General features: G+C 61.7%; 16 protein-coding genes. 6 read left to right on the top strand and 10 right to left on the bottom strand.

What is annotated here, in order from left to right:
• Positions 1–33 precede the first annotated feature (33 nt).
• Genes BGI01S_RS15375 through BGI01S_RS15365 form a run of 3 tightly spaced genes read right to left on the bottom strand, consistent with a single transcriptional unit; the run spans position 34 to position 3753 of the window.
• The gene (locus BGI01S_RS15375; protein WP_042326610.1) at positions 34–573 is read right to left on the bottom strand and encodes a hypothetical protein; all 540 of its coding nucleotides are present in this window, start codon (positions 571–573) and stop codon (positions 34–36) included.
• Positions 570–1304, bottom strand: a complete 735-nt coding sequence (locus BGI01S_RS31290; RefSeq protein ID WP_042326609.1) for a methyl-accepting chemotaxis protein — start codon at positions 1302–1304, stop codon at positions 570–572. Before BGI01S_RS31290 ends, BGI01S_RS15375 begins: the two co-directional genes overlap by 4 nt.
• A gap of 31 nt (positions 1305–1335) precedes the next feature.
• Positions 1336–3753 carry a HAMP domain-containing protein gene (locus BGI01S_RS15365; protein WP_042326608.1) on the bottom strand — a complete coding sequence of 806 codons (2418 nt, stop codon included), beginning with the start codon at positions 3751–3753 and terminating at the stop codon, positions 1336–1338.
• A 1103-nt stretch (positions 3754–4856) separates the two neighbouring features.
• Between BGI01S_RS15365 and BGI01S_RS15360 the strand changes: the two genes are divergently transcribed.
• Complete coding sequence (locus BGI01S_RS15360; RefSeq protein WP_042326606.1) at positions 4857–5780, top strand: TauD/TfdA dioxygenase family protein; 924 nt, start codon at positions 4857–4859, stop codon at positions 5778–5780.
• 168 nt (positions 5781–5948) lie between these two features.
• On the opposite strand, the gene BGI01S_RS15355 is transcribed toward BGI01S_RS15360, so the two are convergent.
• The 3 genes from BGI01S_RS15355 to BGI01S_RS15345 all read right to left on the bottom strand — a co-directional run bounded on the left by BGI01S_RS15355 (position 5949) and on the right by BGI01S_RS15345 (position 7916).
• Positions 5949–6467: a hypothetical protein gene (locus BGI01S_RS15355; RefSeq protein ID WP_042326604.1), complete on the bottom strand. Its 519-nt coding sequence runs from the start codon at positions 6465–6467 to the stop codon at positions 5949–5951.
• Between the two features lie 231 nt (positions 6468–6698).
• The gene (locus BGI01S_RS15350; RefSeq protein WP_042326602.1) at positions 6699–7178 is read right to left on the bottom strand and encodes a nuclear transport factor 2 family protein; all 480 of its coding nucleotides are present in this window, start codon (positions 7176–7178) and stop codon (positions 6699–6701) included.
• A gap of 9 nt (positions 7179–7187) precedes the next feature.
• Positions 7188–7916, bottom strand: a complete 729-nt coding sequence (locus BGI01S_RS15345) for a TetR/AcrR family transcriptional regulator (RefSeq protein ID WP_232624428.1) — start codon at positions 7914–7916, stop codon at positions 7188–7190.
• Between the two features lie 109 nt (positions 7917–8025).
• Here BGI01S_RS15345 and BGI01S_RS15340 point away from each other — a divergent pair, with 109 nt between their 5' ends.
• Positions 8026–8676 carry a YceI family protein gene (locus tag BGI01S_RS15340; protein WP_042326600.1) on the top strand — a complete coding sequence of 217 codons (651 nt, stop codon included), beginning with the start codon at positions 8026–8028 and terminating at the stop codon, positions 8674–8676.
• Between the two features lie 64 nt (positions 8677–8740).
• Here BGI01S_RS15340 and tdh read toward each other — a convergent pair whose 3' ends face one another.
• Both tdh and BGI01S_RS15330 read right to left on the bottom strand, forming a co-directional pair.
• On the bottom strand, positions 8741–9772 hold the full coding sequence (gene tdh / locus BGI01S_RS15335) for an L-threonine 3-dehydrogenase (RefSeq protein ID WP_042326861.1): 1032 nt from the start codon (positions 9770–9772) through the stop codon (positions 8741–8743).
• A 13-nt stretch (positions 9773–9785) separates the two neighbouring features.
• On the bottom strand, positions 9786–10985 hold the full coding sequence (locus BGI01S_RS15330) for a glycine C-acetyltransferase (protein WP_042326599.1): 1200 nt from the start codon (positions 10983–10985) through the stop codon (positions 9786–9788).
• Between the two features lie 159 nt (positions 10986–11144).
• Between BGI01S_RS15330 and BGI01S_RS15325 the strand changes: the two genes are divergently transcribed.
• From BGI01S_RS15325 to BGI01S_RS15315, 3 genes are all read left to right on the top strand, one after another.
• A complete protein-coding gene (locus BGI01S_RS15325) occupies positions 11145–11783 on the top strand; it encodes a helix-turn-helix domain-containing protein (RefSeq protein WP_042326598.1) in 639 nt (212 codons plus the stop codon).
• Between the two features lie 115 nt (positions 11784–11898).
• Positions 11899–12297 carry a DUF2471 domain-containing protein gene (locus tag BGI01S_RS15320; RefSeq protein ID WP_042326597.1) on the top strand — a complete coding sequence of 133 codons (399 nt, stop codon included), beginning with the start codon at positions 11899–11901 and terminating at the stop codon, positions 12295–12297.
• A 57-nt stretch (positions 12298–12354) separates the two neighbouring features.
• Positions 12355–13437 carry a tyrosine-type recombinase/integrase gene (locus tag BGI01S_RS15315; RefSeq protein ID WP_042326596.1) on the top strand — a complete coding sequence of 361 codons (1083 nt, stop codon included), beginning with the start codon at positions 12355–12357 and terminating at the stop codon, positions 13435–13437.
• A gap of 51 nt (positions 13438–13488) precedes the next feature.
• On the opposite strand, the gene BGI01S_RS15310 is transcribed toward BGI01S_RS15315, so the two are convergent.
• Positions 13489–14712 (bottom strand): DNA-binding protein, encoded by a 1224-nt coding sequence (locus BGI01S_RS15310; RefSeq protein WP_042326595.1) that lies wholly within the window; start codon positions 14710–14712, stop codon positions 13489–13491.
• Positions 14713–16850: 2138 nt separating this feature from the next.
• Here BGI01S_RS15310 and BGI01S_RS15305 point away from each other — a divergent pair.
• The gene (locus BGI01S_RS15305) at positions 16851–18200 is read left to right on the top strand and encodes a replication initiation protein (RefSeq protein WP_042326594.1); all 1350 of its coding nucleotides are present in this window, start codon (positions 16851–16853) and stop codon (positions 18198–18200) included.
• A gap of 75 nt (positions 18201–18275) precedes the next feature.
• Here BGI01S_RS15305 and BGI01S_RS15300 read toward each other — a convergent pair whose 3' ends face one another.
• Positions 18276–19334: a ParB/RepB/Spo0J family partition protein gene (locus BGI01S_RS15300; RefSeq protein ID WP_042326593.1), complete on the bottom strand. Its 1059-nt coding sequence runs from the start codon at positions 19332–19334 to the stop codon at positions 18276–18278.
• Positions 19335–19349 lie beyond the last annotated feature (15 nt).

Genomic DNA, 19349 nt, shown 5'->3' with positions numbered 1-19349 from the left:
CTTTCCTGATCGCCCCGAGGCCTGTCGTCATGGTCAAAACAATTCCAGCTCGCCGCTGGTTTCTTCAACAGCGCTCGTATCCGCGACGAAGTCGAGCGGCGCATGCGCGCACACGCAGACGGTCGCGGCAAGCCGCGCGTCGCCGTTGAGCACGACCGAATACGACGACAGCAGCGCTGGCTTCAATTCATGCAGATGCGGCAGGCAACGCGCGTTCAACACATAGGGCGTCGACATGCCGAGGTCCGGGAAATAGCGCAGCAGTTCCTGATTCATCGCACCACAACACAGGTTGCAGATTTCCAGAAACGCTTCCTCGAACGGCCGCTCGTCGGCGTCGTTCAAGTAGTAGCGGCGCGTGGTGTCGTCCTCGTCGAAGTGCAGGATCAGCAGCAGCCTGAACACGATCGACGAAATGGTCAGCACGACCACCTGCGTGTCTCTCGTTGCGCCGCTGTCCGCTTCGGCAATCGACGCGATCTCGCAGAGGTCGCCCGCGTTCATCGGCAAACGCGCTTGCGCCGCCTTGCGGAAGATGCGCTCGAAGCTATCTTTCGCGTGAGCCGAAATCACACCGGCACCTCGTCGAGCTGCGCGTGAAAGCGGTTCGCCATCGACTCGACGCTGGCGAGCGACGCCGCGATCATCTTGCCGCCCGCCTGGATGTCCTGAAACGTCGACGTGGTGGTCAGGTCGTTGCGGTGCAGGCTGTCGCGATAGCTCTTCGACAACTCTTCGGAACGCGCGGCGAGCGAGCGCACTTCGCTCGCCACCACCGCGAAGCCGCGGCCGGCCGGACCCGCACGCGCCGCTTCGATCGACGCGTTCAGCGACACGATCACCACATGCCGCACGATCGACGACAACTCCTGATTCTTAGCGTGCATGTCGTGGTTCTGCGTCATCAGCGAGATCATCTGCTCGTGCCAGCGCTCGAACGTCGCGCCGAGTCCTTTAAGACGCGCGGCTTCGGCGGCGATCTGGCGCGCCTCGCTCGTCCACTGCGCCTTGCTCTCGTGCGCGGCGTCAAGCATCGCGCGCTGTTCAGCGGCGCTGGCCGACTGTCGCTTCAGCTCGTCGCGCAACTGTTCGGTCAACGCATGGAGCGCCGCTTCGGCGTGCTCACGTTCGCGGAGCGCTACCTGATGCGCGGCGTGCGCAGCTTCGAGCGGGTCGATCCGCGCTTGTGCCTCCGCACGCAAGCGCGCCGTCAGCCTCGCGCTGTGCAGTTTGTGGGCGGCCCATGCCGACAGCGCGGTGAACGCGCCGCCCGCGAACGCAGCCAATAGATACTGTTGAGTCACGACCAATCCTTCGAAATCCGGCGAGCCGCGTTCAACCCGTCACCGCGTCGAGTTGCCGTTCGCCGCTCGCTTCGCTGTCGCCATTGATGCCGCTTGCGGCGCGCGCCTGCACGCCGAGCGTGTCGACGGCGACGCTGTCCGGCAGGTAGACGATCGTCTGGAACTGACGGAACGGCGCGCCCTGGCGATCGTCGGTAAAGCGCAGCTCGATGCTGCCGTTCTCTCGCCGCAGAAAATCGCGCACGGCGTCCATGCCGACGCCACGTCCGGACACCTCGGTGACCGTTTCCGCCGTCGAGAAGCCCGGCCGGAAGATGAAGTCGGCAATCGCCTCATCGCTCAGTCCGTCTTCGCTGCCGATCCAGCCACGCTCGCGCGCGATGCCGCGAATCCGGTCGAGCGCGAGACCGCGGCCGTCGTCACTGAGTGTGATCTGTAACGCGCCGCCGTCCACGCCGACTTCGATATCGATCGTGCCGACCGGTGCTTTGTGTTGCGCGCTGCGAGCGTCGGCGGTTTCGATGCCGTGGTCGATCGAATTGCGCAGCAGATGCACGAACACGTTGCTCAGCGTGCCGCCCGCCTGCCCGCGCAGACGGTAGCCGTTGTCGTCGATGCGCACGGTCGGCGCGGGTTTGCCCAACTCGCTCGCAAGCGACGGCAGCGAGTCCAGCACGCCGGACAGCGCGTCGCGCACGCTCTGGCTGCCCAATGAGCGCAGCATGCGGCGCAGTGCATCGCACAGCGACTGCAGTTCGTGAAGGTCGGCGGCGTTCGTTCGCTCCAGCAGATCGAGCGTCTGCTGAAGGTCGTCCCTGTCGACCATCACATAGCGGCCGGTGTTGCCCGCGTCGTTCGCCTGACCTTTGCCCTTACGTCCAAGGCTCTGCTCGTTGATCGTCGCGTAGCTTTCGATAGCCTCGCGCACGCGCGTCAGCTCACGCATCAGATGCTCCTGATCCCACGAGCGATCCGCGTCCGGCTGGCGCAGCTCGTGATAGCTGCGCTCGGTTTCGTGGACGACATTGGTCAGATGCTGCAGGTTGTAAGTCCGCGCGTTGCCCTTGATGGTGTGCATGTTGCGGAACAGCTCGGCAATCGCCGCATGATCCGCTTCGGAATGCTTGCGAATGATGCGCTCGTTTTCGCTGACAAACCCCGCCGAGCTTTCTATGAAGTGATGAAACTTCTCCTCGCTGACCGCGAGAATCTCGCCGATCATGTCGAGGCGGCGGCGTTGCTCGCTCGCTTCGGCCGCAAGCTTGCGCAGTTCGGTGACGTCGCGCACGCACAGCATCAGCCGCACGATGGTGTCGTCTTCATCGGTGATCGCGGACCAGCTCAGGTCGAGCATCTTCACGCGGCCATCGGGCATGCGCTTCGCAATCTCGCCGACCAGCAGGTGCTGATTGAACGCGAAGTTGATGCAGTCTTCACCGAGACACGCATGCGTGGCCGCGTCGATCTGCGAGAGCGCGTCCGCGCCGAGATCGGTGTCCGAGAACACGAGGTCCATCAGCGCGCGCCCCGCAATGTCTTTCGTCTCGAAGATATCTTCCAGATACGCCGAGTACTCCGCGTGAATCTTCGCGCCGTCGACCACCGTCAGAATGCCTTGCTGCATGTTCTGCAACATCGCCTGGATGTCGGCGGTTTTCCGTTTGAGTTGCGCGGAGCTTTCCTGAATCTTCTCGATCATGCCGTTGAACGCGACGATCGAACGGCCGATTTCATCAAGCCGTCCCACCGGCACACGGCGCGTGAAGTCCTGACTCGATGCGATTTCGCTCATCATCGCCTGCATGCTGCTGAGCGGGCGCGTGATCTGCCGATACAGCAGCGCGCCGATGGAAGTCAGCAGAATGATCGCGATACCGGTGACGGACGCGATGGCCGTAGTGGTGGTGGCGAGCGTCGCGTTCAGCGACGTGATCGCATCATCTTTCTCGCGATTCTTCTCGACGCGCAACGTCTCCACAATGCCTTCGAGTTCGTCGCGATATTGCGCGACGTTGGCGAACAGATACGCCTGTGCGAGTTCATTCTTGCCGTCGGCCTTCATCTTCGCCGTCTCGGCAATCGCGGCGAAATAGTTTTCGAGGCTGTCTTTCGCCTGTGCGACGAGTCCTTGCTGCGCGTGACTCGCGGCCTCGGTGGCCTGCAACGCGAGCGCCTGTTGCAGCGACGCCTTTTTCTTCTTCAGTTCGTCCTGAGCCTGGGCGACCGTGTTGGCGTCGGGCGCGTAGACGAGCGTCATCGTGGCGAGCTGCACGTCCTTGACTTGCGACACGAGGTCGGCGGACGCGAGCGCGCTGGGCACGACGCCCTCGGTTACCTTGCGCACTTCGGCGGCGCTGCCGCGTGTCTGGTAGACGGCATAGCCGCCGATCGCCGACAACGCGACGAACATCAGAACAACCAATAGCGTGATGCGATGACGGATCGTCATGTGAACCCCCCGGGGCCTGGCCTTCGCGTCCGCTCTCAGTTGGAGCCGCGCGTTTTTTGTGCGAAATATGGTCTGCTTTGCAGCGTCGACGAGTATGGCCGACGCATGTTACTCAGCGATGACTACATAGTTTTTTTCGCACAGGCGAGGGGGCGAAATTCAGTTCTAAAGTTTTGCGTGTCGAAGGCCGTTAATCGTTGGCCTTCGAATTTGTGTGCTGACGAACTCGCGTTGTCGCGCATGCGAGCGGCGGGTAAACCTGCCGACGAACCTATCGCCCGCACGCCGACATGTTCCCGAATTCCCTCACCTTCGAATCCGAAGTGCGCCGACAGGTAGGCATATTCTCACCTCGGCAGCTCCCGAATGCTCTCACCTGTCGCAAGCGACGAAAAATCATGTTTGACAGCGGAGTACAAGCTCGATGAAAAATCGCGGCCCACGCAACGCGTTGTCCGCGTGTGTGTGGCCGTGTAATACCGCTTGCGCCGCGATGGCGATGTCATGCAAGGCAAGCGCGAAGGCAAGCGCGGACGTTCGCGCGTTGTTTGTATAGGGAGGAGGATGTAAGGAGATTGGCGGCTTCGGCGCGCGGCGTCGACACGACGGTGAGTTCGTCGAACGCGCCGCACGTCACCTGAAGCGGCTATGTGGAGTACTCCCTGGAAATACTCACCTCAAGCACAGGTGCGCACCTGGAGTGGCAATCACTCACCTCCTGGAATCGCTCACCTTATGCTGACGATCTCCTGGAACGACTCACCTCAACGCCTCTTTGTAGTCTTTCACGGTGCTGTTCGTCTCCTGGAACGACTCACTTCCCGGCGAATCTGGCGGTGAAGCTGGCGAACGTCTCCTGGAACTCCTCACCTTTGAACGCCCATGGGGCGATCTCCTGGAATTCCTCACCGTTCGCGACGCGAGCGCTATCCCCTGGAAATCCTCACCATCCTGGAACGGCTCACCTTCGACCTGAACCAGCGATCAAACCTCGCGGCCCGATGCTTATAAAGCGGCGGTCGGAATCGATATTCCGATTGATTGGTTTGAGCATCACGCGCGGGTTCCTACACTTTTTACCTCTTCATACAGGAGGGTCATCCGTGAGTTCTGCCGCCCAAACATCTCTGGACACGTCATTCGAAAATCTTCCCATCCGGCGCGTCGCCGGGTTGATCGGCGGCGAGGTTCAGGACCTCAAGCTCTCCGCCTCGCTCGACGATGCCGCGATCGACACGCTCCATCGCGCGCTGGTGAAATACAAGGTGCTGTTCTTCCGCGGCCAGTCGCATCTGGACGACGCCGAGCATCAGGCATTCGGCGCGCGTTTCGGCGATACCGTCCCGCACCCGACGGTGCCGTCGCCGGCAGGTACGAAACTGTTCGAACTGGACGCGTCCAAGGGCGGCGGCCGCGCGGATTCGTGGCACACGGACGTCACCTTCATCGATGCGTTTCCGAAGATTTCCATTCTGCGCGGCGTGAAGATTCCGGCGTATGGCGGCGACACGGTCTGGGCCAATACCGCCGTCGCGTACGAGCGTCTGCCGGACGATCTGAAACGACTGGCGGATTCATTGTGGGCAGTGCATACCAACGATTACGACTACGGCGCCGAGCGCGTCGCGGGCACCGACGCGCAATCCGCCGATGCACGCCTCGCGCATCATCAGAACGTGTTCGTTTCGAGCGTGTACGAGGCGGAGCACCCGATCGTTCACGTGCATCCGGTGTCGGGTGAAAAGGCCTTGTTGCTGGGCCACTTCATCAAGCGCATCGTGGGTCTGTCGAGTTCGGAGTCGGCGCGCATCTTCGAGATCCTGCAAAACCGCGTGATCCGCCTCGAAAACACCGTGCGCTGGCAGTGGCGTCAGAACGATGTCGTGATCTGGGACAACCGCGCCACCCAGCACTATGCGGTCAACGACTACGGTACGCAGGAGCGGCTCGTTCGTCGCGTGACGGTCGCGGGCGAACGCGCGGTGTCCGTCGATGGGCGCCGTAGCCGCACGCTTCGGCGGCCGTAACAGCACCCGCAAGGGCAGTCGCAAAGCGCTGTCCTCGACCGGATCGCGTCCGCCGCCTGAACGAATTTCACGGTCGATTTTCTGCCGGGCGCGTCGGCTGCTGAAAGCGGCAAGGCCCGGCGAACGGACCCAGCGAGTCCCGTCTGATCCAGGCGCTGCGGTCTTCGCTCAGAACTTCACCTTCACCTGAAACCCGATCGTAAACGGCAGATTGTCCGAAGGGATCGGCGGAATCACGATGAAGTTCGCGCCCACGCGTTTGTATTCGACCATCACGATCGGCGCAACCACGGGGCCGATCGTATGGTTGCGGCCGAGGCCCCAGTTGCCATAGTTATAGCCGGAGATGATCCCGCCCATCGCCGCGATCCGCACGATGCCCCAATGCGCGAACTCCGGCGCCCAGACGCCACCGCCATAGTACGAGGGCCGGCGCAGCGAATTGCGAAAGCCGCCGGCGGTCAGCGCCCATTGATTGTTGAGCCAGCATTCGACGCCAAGGCCGGGATTGAACTGCTCGAAATCGGTATTCGGATCGGGGTCGATGTGATATGACCCAAGCATGGCGTCGACCCACACGCCACCCTCGCACCAGTTGCCCGCGTGCGCGGCGGATGCCGCTGCGAGGCTCGCAATCAGCGCCACTGCAGTAAGTCGGATATTCTTCTTGATCTGCCGAAAATGCATGTGCTCTCCGTCACCAGTCGAGCGCCGGTGTCATCTATGTGGTGGCCATGAGCGTGTCGCCCGTCGCGCACTGTACCTCAAGCCGCACACGCAATGTTGAGGGCACGCTCGGACCCGCGGGCACACGACGTGCCCCGCGCCACGAACCGCAGCGATAACGGAGAAGCGATGGCAAAGCGGTGAATCAGCGGTGGATGCGCGGCTCGCTTCACCGGCATCGTCGATGCAGGACTAGAGGCCGAGGTCGGAGAGGCCTGGATGATCGTCGGGACGGCGGCCGAGCGGCCAGTGATACAGACGATCGGTTTCGCGGATCGGCAGATCGTTGATGCTCGCATGACGGCGCGCCATCAGCCCGTGCTCGTCGAACTCCCAATTCTCGTTGCCGTACGAGCGAAACCAGTTGTTCGAATCGTCGTGCCATTCGTAGGCAAAGCGCACGGCGATGCGGTTATCGGTGAACGCCCACAGTTCCTTGATCAATCGATAGTCGAGTTCCTTCGCCCACTTGCGGCGCAACAGACCGACGATCTCCGCGCGGCCATGCGTGAATTCGGCGCGATTGCGCCAGATGCTGTCCTGCGTGTATGCGAGCGACACACGTTCGGGGTCGCGCGTGTTCCAGCCGTCTTCCGCGGCGCGCACTTTCTGAATCGCGGTTTCGCGCGTGAACGGGGGCAGCGGCGGGCGGGTTTCGATCGGATCGGCCATGATGGCTCCTCAGTCAGGTTGCGGCGCGCCGCGAGGGCGGCCGGGGGTGGCGGGTTTGCTTGCGGAATCGCCTGCGACGATGCGGGCGGACATGCCTCGCTCATCGGCGAATCCGGCCTTCGCCTTGGACCCGCCTTCGGCGTCGAGCAACGTCTGGGCTGCTTTCTGCGCGTCGAGCGCGGCGTCGGCCTCGCCGCTCACCAGCGCCACGGCGATGGCGCCATCGAGCAGAACGAGCCACTGACGCGACAGCCGCGCCGCGCGCCGCGCATCCATGTTCGACTCCGCAGCGAATGCATCGCATTCGGTCCGCACGAAATCCAGCAGCCGTTCCTTGTGTTTGCGCGCGACTATCCGGATCGGATCGTCGGCCGAGGCAATTTCACCGGCTGCATTCAGAAACGCGCAGCCATGAAAGTCGTCCGACGCGAACCATTCGCGCAGGACCTCGAACATGCCGAGCAGACGCTTTCGCGCAGTCTTGCCGCGCCGCTGCGTGCCCGCGATAAACCAGTTCATCCAGCGTTCGTCGCGCCGTTCGAGCGCGGCCGCGACGAGCGCGTCTTTCGATTCGAAATGCGTGTAGAAGCTCTTGCGCGCCGTGCCGGACTGCTTGACGATCGCATCGACGCCGGTCGCGTGGATGCCGCCGGCGTAGATCAGCGCTTCGGCGGCGTCCAGCAGACGCTCGCGCGCACTGCCGGGGGCCGTTGCTTCGGTTAGAGGATCGGTAGCCATGCACGAAGGGTAGAACGATCATTCCCCTTCGTCAAGTCGTGACGTGTTCCGGCGCGCTGGCTACGCTAGCTGCTATCGTGATGACGATCGACCAACCGGAACGAACGTCATGAGCTCATCATCTGTCCGCGCCACGCTGGCGCGCGCGCTGCTGGCCGCCACCTTGCTGACGGCGATGGCCTGCACGCCGTTGCAGGTCCTCACTCACTCGGTCAGCCAGAACGAGGCGCGCGTGCCGGTCGGCCGCTACGAAGTCGATCCGGACCATACCAGCATCACGTTCGACATCGATCACTTCAAATACTCGCGCTTCACGATCCGCTTCGATCGCAAGCACGGGCAGCTCGACTGGAACGCGGGCGGTCTCGACCAGAGCACGACGTCGATCACGATCGACGCGGCGAGCATCGATACGAACGTGCCGCTGCTCGACAAGATGGTGAAGGGCGACAGCATGCTCGACGTGGCGCGCAATCCGGAGATTCGCTTCGTGAGTACGCGGTTCGAACGCACTGGCGAATCGCGCGGCACGCTAACCGGCGATCTGACGATTCGCGGCGTCACGCAACCGGTGATGCTCGACGTCACGTTCAACGGTTTCGCACCCGACCCGCTGACGAAGAAAGACACGCTCGGCTTCTCCGCGGACGGCCATTTCAGCCGCGCGAAGTTCGGTTTGACGACGTGGTATCCGGCCGTCGGCGACGACATTCATGTGCGCATTCAGGCGGAGTTCGTGAAAACGCCCGCAGGCGGTTGAGTACGATGCGGGCGTTGGATGGGGCGTGGCTTTGGCGGTTCGGCGCGACGGCTGTCGCGTCAACTCATGCAGCGGTCCAGTCGAGAATCACCTTGCCGCTCTCGCCGGACAGCATCGTCGCAAAGGCCTGCTGATAATCGTCGACCTTGAAATGGTGCGTGAGGATCGGCGAGAGGTCCAATCCGCTTTGCAGCATCGCGACCATCTTGTACCAGGTCTCGAACATCTCGCGCCCGTAAATGCCTTTGATTTCGAGGCCCTTGAAGATCACCTGAGTCCAGTCGATCGCGGTCTGCGCGGGCGGAATACCGAGCAATGCGATCTTGCCGCCATGATTCATCGCGTCGAGCATGCTGGTGAATGCGCTCGGCACGCCGGACATTTCCAGCCCGACGTCGAAGCCTTCGGTCATGTGCAGATCGGCCATCACGTCGCGCAGCGATTCGCGCGACACGTTCACCGCGCGCGTCGCGCCCATCTTGCGCGCGAGTTCGAGGCGATAGTCGTTGACGTCGGTGATCACGACATTGCGCGCGCCGACGTGTTTCGCGATCGCCACCGCCATGATGCCGATCGGTCCGGCGCCGGTAATCAGCACGTCCTCGCCGACCAGATTGAACGACAGCGCGGTGTGCGTCGCGTTGCCGAACGGATCGAAGATCGCCGCAAGATCGTCGGAAATCTCGGGCGGAATCTTGAATGCGTTGAAGGCCGGAATGACCAGATATTCGGCGAACGCGCCTTCACGATTCACGCCGACGCCGACCGTGTTGCGGCACAAATGCCGACGCCCCGCGCGACAGTTGCGGCAGAAACCGCACGTGATATGTCCTTCGCCCGACACGCGGTCACCGATCGCAAAGCCGCGCACTTCCTGCCCCATCTCGACGATTTCGCCGACATACTCATGGCCGACATGCATCGGCACCGGAATGGTTTTCTGCGCCCAGTCATCCCACTTCCAGATGTGGATGTCGGTGCCGCAAATCGCGGTGCGCGTGATGCGGATCATCACGTCGTTGTGGCCGACTTCGGGCTTCTTGACGTCGGTGAGCGTGAGGCCCGGCGCGCGTTCGAGTTTTGCCAATGCTTTCATATGCGTCTCTGTTTCAGATAACACCGAGTTCACGGCCGACGCGCGCGAATGCGTCAACCGCGCGATCGATTTGCTCGGGCGTGTGCGCGGCGCTCATCTGCGTGCGGATGCGCGCGCGGCCTTTGGGCACCACCGGGAACGAAAAGCCGATCACGTAGACGCCTTCCTTCAACAACGCATCGGCCATCTTCGACGCGAGTTGCGCGTCGCCAAGCATCACGGGAATGATCGGATGTTCGCCCGGCACGAGCGTGAAGCCGAGCGCGCTCATCTTGCTGCGGAAGTGCGCGCCGTTTTCACGCACACGTGTACGCAATTGCGCGCCTTCGTCGCTTGCCAGCAGTTCGAGGACTTTCAGCGATGCGGCGGCGATGCTCGGCGTCAGCGTGTTCGAGAACAGATAGGGACGCGAGCGCTGCCGCAGCAATTCGACGATCTCCTTACGCGCGGCGACGTAGCCGCCCGATGCGCCACCCAGCGCTTTGCCGAGCGTGCCGGTGATGATGTCGACACGCGACAGCACCCCGCAATGTTCCGGCGTGCCTCGCCCGTGTTCACCGACGAAACCCACCGCATGTGAGTCGTCGACCATCACGAGTGCGCCGTAGCGGTCGGCCAGATCGCAGATGCCGGCGAGGTCGGCGATGATGCCGTCCATCGAGAACACGCCGTCCGTTGCGATCAGCTTGAAGCGCGCGCCGGCGGCGTCCGCTTCTTTGAGGCGCGCTTCGAGATCGGCGAGATCGTTGTTCTTGTAACGGAAGCGCTTCGCCTTCGAGAGCCGCACGCCGTCGATGATGCTCGCGTGATTCAACTCGTCGCTAATGATCGCGTCGTTTTCGTCGAGCAGGGTTTCGAACAGGCCGCCGTTCGCGTCGAAGCAGCTCGAGTAGAGAATGCAGTCGTCGGTTTGCAGGAACGCCGCGAGCGCGTGCTCCAGTTCCTTATGCACGGTTTGCGTGCCGCAGATGAAGCGCACCGACGCCATACCGAAGCCGTCGTTGTCGAGGCCGTTTTTGGCCGCTTCGATCAGGCGGGAGTCGTCGGCAAGGCCGAGATAGTTGTTCGCGCAAAAATTCAGCACGTCGGTGCCGTTGGCGAGACGAACGTCAGCCGACTGCGGGCTGGCGATCACGCGCTCGTTCTTGTAGAAGCCGTCGGCACGGATCTGTTCGAGAGTGCCGCGCAAGTGGGCGAGGTATTGGTCACGCATGAACCAGACTCCTGGATAGGTGATGACGCTCATGTCGGCCTGTCCGGCACGAGCGCGGCATGGGCGACGACAAAGCGGCCTGTTATAGTCGGCTGTCAGTTTTATCGGATATTTTCGTTTTTCCGAACTAAAATCCGGTATATCGAACAACTCTAAACGATGGGTCAGGAAATGGCAAGTTCGGGTATTCGCCGCGCCGCGGCCAACGCGGCGCCCACCTCCGGCGCGACGTCGGTGCCGGCCAGCGCGGCGCCGCCGCGCGTCGGCGAACAGATTCAGCGTCTGCGCGCCGAACGGCGCATGACGCTCGACGATCTGTCGCGCGCGGCCGGCGTGTCGAAATCGATGCTCTCGGAGATCGAACGCGACAAGGCCAACCCGACGATCGCGGTCGCCTGGCGGCTGACCAATGCGCTCGGCGTCAGTCTCGATTCGCTGTTTGCACCGCCCAAGCCGCCGGAGGCGATCGCCGTCTCCGGTCCGCACGAGATTCCCACGTTGAGCGGGCATGAAGCCAAATACCAGTTGCGGGTGTGGGGGCCGATCGAGCTGGCCGGCAAGTTCGAGTGGTATGAATTGACGCTGCAGCCGGGCGGTGCGCTGGTGTCGAACGCGCACGAGCCCGGCACGCGCGAGCATTTGACCGTGCTGCACGGCTCCATCGAAATCGAAGCGGCCGGCGCGACGAAACGGCTCAAGGTGGCGGACACCGCGCGCTATGTTGCCGACGAGCCGCATGCGATCCGCAACGCCGGCAAGGGCGAGGCGAAAGCGCTGCTGGTGGTGATCCACGGGTGAAAACCGGGCCGCGCCGGGCGCCTCGCGGCTAGCAGTTGGCGGATTCGGCCATTCGGCCGAGGTTGCATCGAACACTGTATATTTGTACAGTACAGGGTATCGACTGGAGCCGAGAATGAATAATCTGAGAGCCGACCCTACCGATCAAGCTCTGGCCGCGCTGCGCTATCAAACCGCGGCGCGCGATCTCGAACACATCGTGCGCAATATTGCCGCGCGCTATATCGTGCAGCAGGTGCCGCTCACGTGGCGTTTGCTGCATGCCATCGAAGCCGAGGCGCTCGCCGACCTTGGCTTTGCCAGCCGGCACGACGCGCTGATGCTGGGGTTGTTCCAACGCCCGTCCGACTTGCCTTATCCCGAAACGGATGAAGCTGTGGATTTCGGCACGTCCACCGCACTGCCGGCGGTGTTCGCGTTCGCCGTCAGCGCCTACGAAGAGGCCGCGCGCCGCGCAGTGAAGCCGGCGTCGGAGAACTCGGGGCTAAAGCGCTCGCGGCCTTGGGGCGGCTAAGGCGGTATTTTCGTCGGTTGCCACCTACAATATGCGCAACTAACGGAAGAATAGCCTATGTCACCTCCTCATCTTTCCGACCCGGTTCCACGCCCTGCGCCGTCCACGGATCTATTCGACCAGCAGCGCGAAGACTGGCGTCGCGATCCACAAATCGCTTTCGATGCCTGGCTTGCCAGGCAGCATTTCAGACGGTCGTCCGCGAGCGTCTACCAGGCGCAGTGGGGACTTTTCCTCGAATGGCTCGGTGCGCGACAGAAGAGTCTGGTCACGGTCGATACGCACACGATCGCCGAATTCGTCGCGGGGCTCCCAATTCGAAAACCCCAACGAGTCCGCTATTTACGGCTGATCGAACGGGTGCTGGATCATGTGCGCGAAGTCGAATCGGCGTCGACCAACCCCGCGCGTTTCATTGTTCAGGATGGCGAAGCAGCTTGGCGAAATGCGCGCGACAACGAGCCCACCGGCTTTCTTACCCATGCCGAACGGACTGCGCTGATTGCGCAACTGTTTGCACCGTTGCCGGATTTGTCGAACGCGCAGCGCTGGAGAGAGCGGCGTGACCGGGCGTTGATCGCGGTATTTCTCGGCGGCGGATTGAAAACGGGTGAAGCGGCGGCACTCACGGTTAGTTGCGTGAGTGCCGGGTCGCCGTGGGTCACGATCGAGTCCGCCAATCCGATGCTGACCCGCCGCACCCGGCTCGCGCCGTTCGCCACCGCGATTCTCGACACCTGGCTCGCTGAACGGCGTCACACGGAACTGGCCGGTAATCTCGTTTTCCCGGCGGCGCCCTCCGGGCGGCCGATGCACAAAGCCACGATGCTGCGCGCGGTCGACGCGTTGATCGACGGGGCCGGGGTCGCCGAGTCGCGGAAGTCCCGCGCTAGCCCGCAAACATTGCGCAACACTTTTGCAGCGGATCTGTTCGAAAGCGGGGTGGAAGCGGAGTTGGTCGGCCAATGGCTGGGGTTCGTGCAGGCGGTGTCTGCCAATCGGCTGCATCGCGCGTGGCTAATGTGGACGGATCAGCAGATTTCGCCCGCCGCCGACGTTCCTGATCCGGCAGCGTCGCCTTTGCCTGCGCCCCGGCGCGACGGGCGTTTGATGCGGAAATCGGGAGCTAGCGAGCCCTGAAAAGGCTCACCTTCCGGGTCCCGAATTTCCTCACCTTTAGCGATTTATCCGTTACCGCACCGCGTCGACTTGTCGAGACGTCGCGACCGCGTCGCTCGACAGAAAGCGGCTGACCGCCGCGAGCCTTGATTCGCCGAGCCCCGACGAGTGCTCGCATTCCGGGCAAGATAGTTCGAAGCGGTGATCGACGTGCGACAACTCCGGCTCACCTTCATCACATTTCGGGCATCGTAGCGGCAACTGGACATGGCCGTCTGCGGCAGTGCCGATCACGCTCAACTCATCGCTGGTCAACCGGCCCGCTTCGACCAGCGAACAAAGCAGGTTGCCGATCGTCGGATCGATGCCCTGCCGGGCGCGCAGCACGGCGACTTCTTTCGTCAGCGCATCCACTTCATCCGATTGTTCGCGCAGTTGAGCATCCAGCCGATCGCCGCGCGCCTTGGCCGCGGCGATTTGCTGGATAAATTCGAATTCCTTGCGACTCGCGTCGCGGACGCCCGATTGATACGTCGCCGCCATGCTGCGCAACGAATCGAGTTCGACCAGCATCGGCTTGACGCGTCGTTCGGCCTCGGCGACCGCGTCTTTGATTTGCTGCGCATAGTGTTCGGTGCTCTGGCGCAGCTCGACGTGCAAAGCGTCGATCCGGTCGCGCAGCGTGGCATTGGTCGCCAGTTCGCCCTCGAGACGCTGGCGCAGCGCTTCGTTTTCGCTATCGAGCCGGCGCACCGTCGCCTGCAAACCTTCCTGATGAACATTTCCGTGAGTAGTGGCGCTCGATAACTCGGTCTCGAGCGCGCGAACCCGTTCCCACGCGGCTTCGGCCCGCAGTTCGCTGCGCTTGATCGCCTCGTCCGACGCGTCGCGCCGAATTTCCGCATCGCGTGCACGTTGCTCCGCGGCCGCGATTTGCGCGCGGATTTCTTCGCGTTCGGCGTCGAGTGTCGTCCGCGCGTGGCTGACGGCCTCTTCGAATAGCGCGCCCAGGAGCTCACCGGCGCGATCTTCCAATGCTTTCGGGATAGCGCCCGCGCCGACTTTTACCCGCGATACGGCCCGGATGCGTTCCCAGAAGTGGTCGATGTCCTTCGGAATGTCGCTTGCGCTGCCGGTCTGTGTCAGATCACGAACCGCTGCCATGGATGGGCGAATGCCCAGGTCGAAAAAAAGTCGCTTGCAGGCATGCAGCGACAGATCTTGCCGTCGCACGCCTTGAGCGCGCATCGTTTCAAGCTCGCCACGGATGGCTTGCCGTTCCTGGTCCAGATTCATGTTCAACCTCGATGTCGCTCGAATTGGATGGATCATAACAATTTACGTAGCGTTTGCTACCTATTTGTCCGGTCCTGCCGGTTTGAGCGAATTGATGTGCTTTGGAGCGTGTGAAACGTCGAATGACTTACACCAGCTACATTTCTCCGTGAAACAAAACGAAGAATAGCCAATAAGCTCTTGTAAAGAAAGAGATTTTAGTGCCTTTCAACTGATCGCGTACTGTTTCACGAACATGTGCTGGAGGCAATGTAGGGTTCGGCCGTGTCCGAAGGACTCGCGGGGAAAGGGGCTAGAGAGTAATAAAAGTAAACACCTTTGAACCCATGTTAAAAACGTTAACGCCACGGCAAACCCTTATCTGGCAAGGGTTCCAGCCCGGCAAGGTGAAGCTTTGCGGGAGACGCGGTGAGATCTTGCGGGAATCTTGAGTGATGAGGTTCGGGGGCCTCGGTGAGCCGGTCCGGGACACAACGTGAGCGGGTTCAGGAGAGCCGGTATACCGTCGGTTTCCGCAAAGGTGAGAGTTTGCGGGAGCTAATCCCGGCAGATCGCCCGACAGCACTCGAAAGTCCGCGCTAAGGCCCGCCTGGCGAAAGGTGAGCGATTTCGGGACCGCCTTTGATCTCGCTTTTTTGCCTGGTTTTGGGCTCGTTAACCCCATTGGTGAGCCAAGTCAGGAGGAAACGCGAACCGAAGGTGAGACTTTACAGGGTCGCAGGGGCATTTTTGCCGTAAATGTGTGCATTCCCGGGCATAAGGTGAGCTTTTGCGGGAGCGTTGCTTCGTTGCGATGCGCAATTCGTCGGAAGCGTCGGCCGGCTTGTGGATGCCGGAATTCGAAAGGTGAGCAAATTCGGGAGCAGCGGATTGGGCGGGTCAGTGGCACGTCTAAATTGCCTGGTTTGCCTAAAGGTGAGACTTTTCGGGAGGTTTTTGAGCGGCTGTGGACTGCTGAGGTGAGGAAATACAGGATCAATTTGGCGGCTGTCGCTCGGAAAAGCCCTACGGATGCCGCTTGAGGGGCGGTTGCCCGGTGATTAACCGAGTTGATTGGTGAGGTTTTTCGGGAGGGGGTGGAAGGTTAACGGTGGCGTGGTCTTTTCTCTCATATAGGAGCGTCGGTGAGGGTTTGCGGGAACGTCTATCGATCAGCGAGTTATAAAGATATCTGTAACTCATTGAAATTGTTGAAGTATCTTATATTGTTACGTAAAGGTGAGGCTTTTCGGGAGCTGCTCGCGGAGGTGCGCCTAACCGCCTGGGCAGCCCAAAGGTGAGGTTTTTCGGGAGGGTTTCTCAGCGATTGCGGGGCTTGACGTTTCGGAAGGCCGCGCCACTTCAAGCGTTCCACGCGCGTTAAGGTGAGCTTTTTCGGGGAGTATTTGGATGGAGAGGCGTCGCTTAGCGACCGATTAGACATGTTGGCGCTTCCGCCCGCGCTTCGATGGACGCCTACGGTTGCGGGCGGCACTGCAAAAGAGCCAACGGAACCGCAATTGATCTCTGCGGGTTTGAACTGGCGAACTGCGACCACATGTTCGTATCGAGGACCTGTGCGGCGGCACTTCGCCTGACGTGCCCTCCACGTGCATGAGGCCGGCACAACCCGCGCTGCGGAGCGTCAGCTGTGCCGTGGAGGCCGCTGGGGGCTGGCTCCAACCGGCTTGGCAGCAGAATCCGGCAAACGTCGTGTCTCAATGACAGCTCTCCAGACGCATGCCTTCATGCGGGCGGCGACCTGATTTCGGAGTCCCCGGCGCCGCTGTTTTGCCGCCCCTCCCCTTCCCTTTCCCTTTCTCACTGACCAGAAACGCCTGAAGCCTGTTCCAGCACTATCCCTCCACCAGTCGGTCGACACCACATCGCCAAATTCGCCAAAATTTTTTAAGGTGAGGAGATTCGGGATCGAGTACTCCCCGTTCGTGAGCGGCACTGAAAAGGCCGAATTTGCGCAGGCCGCGATCCGTAAGGACGGCCCGAACCTGGCGTAAACCGGTGAGGTGAGAGTTTTCGGGAGTTGCTCGAGGTGAGTCAGGCCTCGTAAACTCACTTCACCGGGAACGGTGAGAGTCGCGCTATAGACGCGTATCACCACAGCCGGTATGCTCTCGCCAAATCCCTCCTCGACCAGACGCATGGCCACCAAGCGCGCGAAGAAGACCGATGTAGTCAGCCCGAGCTCGGCCGAATTGCGCAAAGCCGTCGAGGCGATCGCCATTCAGCCGAAGAGCGGCAAAATCACGCTGCTTACTCGCAAGCTGTTCAACGTGCTCCTCGCCGTCGCCCAGCAAGCGGACGAATCGGGCGACACGTATCGGGCGCTGCTCTCCGACATCGTCGCCAATTCCGCCTTCGACTCGAACGACACCGCGCTCGTTAAGGAGCACCTGCGGCGTATGGTGTCGGTGCAGGTCGAATGGAGCACCGGCACGTCCAGTCAGAAGCCCGGTCGCAAATGGGGCATTTCCACGCTGATCGCCGACGCGGAAATTCTCGAGGACCCGACTACCCGCCGCGTCTGGGTGGAATTTTCGTTTGCGCCGAAGATCAAGAAGAAGCTGCTCGATCCGGTTCAGTACGCGCGTCTGAGTCTGCAGTTCCAGAGCCAGCTGCGCAGTAGCGCAGGTCTCGCGCTGTACGAGATCTGCGTGCGCTATCTGACCAACCCCAGTCACCTGACGATGCGTGAGACGTGGGAATGGTGGCGCCCTATTCTGTCGGGCACGCCGGACACGGAAGCAGGCGACGAGGCGAAGCGCGAATATAAGTACTTCAAACGCGATTACCTGCGCCCGGCGATCGCCGAGGTCAACGCGGTCACGAACATCTTTGTCGAACTGATCGAACACCGCGAGGGGCGACGGGTCGCCGAAATCCAGTTTCGCGTGACGGAGCGCAAGCAGCCGATGCTGGCGCTCGACGAACATCCGAATGTGTTCGACAGCACGCTGGTCGACCGGATGGTGAAGATCGGCATCCCGCTGAAAGAAGCGCAAACGCTGTATGCCGACAGTGAAGAAAACCGTATTCGCGCCGCTTTGCAGATGACCGAGCAACGCATGCGCAGCACGTCGTTGCCGCCTGTGCGCAGCGCGCCTGCGCTGTTCAAGGATGCGTTGAAGAAAGGTTATGCGCCGCCCGTCGAAGCGCTGCCGTCAAGCGGTGCAGGCAAAGCCGCGGTCGCCGCGCCGGCCGATGATCTCAAAGCGCGCTTGTTGGGCGAATACTCGGCGCATCGTCGCAAGGAAGCGTACGAGTTGTACAACGAGCAAGGTGAGGCGGAGCGGGAGATCGCACGGCAGTCTTTCGAGGAAGACGAATTGCCGGCGCTCGGCACGCACATGCGGGACGACTGGCGCCGTCGTGGCCTGGATTCGAAGATTGTCGAAACGGCGTTCTTCGATTGGCTCGCACGCAAGACCTGGGGTGAGCCGACCGATGGCGATCTGCTCGCCTTCACGTTGAGTCAGTCGCGCGCGGCTTGATGGTTTTTCGACGAGAGGCGGCCACGATCGCGAGCCGCCTTACTCTGTTCCAATATCGCCGACTTCGCGGCGCTTTTACTTCAGCATCTTTTCAATCTGCCGCAGGATGTCGTCACGCTTCTCCCGCGTGAGCCCCTTCAGGCGCAGTTCGATTCGATCATCCCCGTACGATTTCAGATCGCCAACCGACATCCCGTCGAGCTTGATCTCCAGACGTTGCGCGTAGCGTTGCCGGCCTGCGGGTTTGACGCTCTCCTGAGCGCTCGCCCTCCCCTTCACGATATCCGCGACTTGCCGCGTGCTCAGATCGTCGGAGAGGATCTTGTTGATCAGGCGCAGCGTCGCGTCGGCTCCCCGGGCGGTGTGATAACGACCGACCTGGTAAGCCATATTCGAACCGAAGCGATCCGGGCGCGCGACCATCTCATGCATGACGGCCTCGGGCAGCTTGGCGACGGACAATGCGACCGCGACGGTTGATTCGTCCAACCCGAGATGCTCGGCGAGTTCTTTTTGGCTTTGGAAATGACGATCGTCGAGAAAGCGTTTCCAGACCACCGCGTTGTCGAAGACCGTCTGCGAATCGCGTTGGACGTTCAGGTCGTAGCCGAGTTTGTAGCTCTGAATACCGATGGGCAGATCGATGACGATCGCCTTCACCGATTCCTTGTTCGCCTCTTTCAGCGCGCGCACACGTCGGCCGCCGTCGCTGACAAAGTAGGTGCCGGGATTGTCGTAGTCGGGAATGACATGAATCGCCTGCTGCTGTCCTTGCCGGGCCAGATTGACAGCGAGGTCCGCAATCGACGACTTCAGATAGAAGTGGCGAGGATTGAACGGACTCGGCTTGATGTTCTTCAGCGGGAGTTCGATGACCTGGCTGGGCCGATATCCGTGTTCGATTCTCCACGCGCGGTAGGCCGCCGATTCATTGGCAGTATCGACGGTGTCGATCTCCGGAGCACTATGCGGCACCACGGCTGAAAGTGGGCGCCCTGCCGCGGCTTCGGTGCTCGTGGGACCATTCTTGACGATGCCGTCGATCGCATTCAGACGATCGAGCGCGGTTCGCTTTTCGCTGCTGGTCGTATCAGGACGTGCTTGAAAGCCTTTGGCGAATTGGGAGGGTTTCATTCAGGGTCCTTTATG

Origin of the sequence: Paraburkholderia ginsengisoli NBRC 100965 (assembly GCF_000739735.1) — a bacterium.
Lineage (GTDB): Bacteria > Pseudomonadota > Gammaproteobacteria > Burkholderiales > Burkholderiaceae > Paraburkholderia > Paraburkholderia ginsengisoli.
Note: the sequence above shows the minus strand (reverse complement) of the source record. Positions and strands in the feature narration are given on the sequence as shown.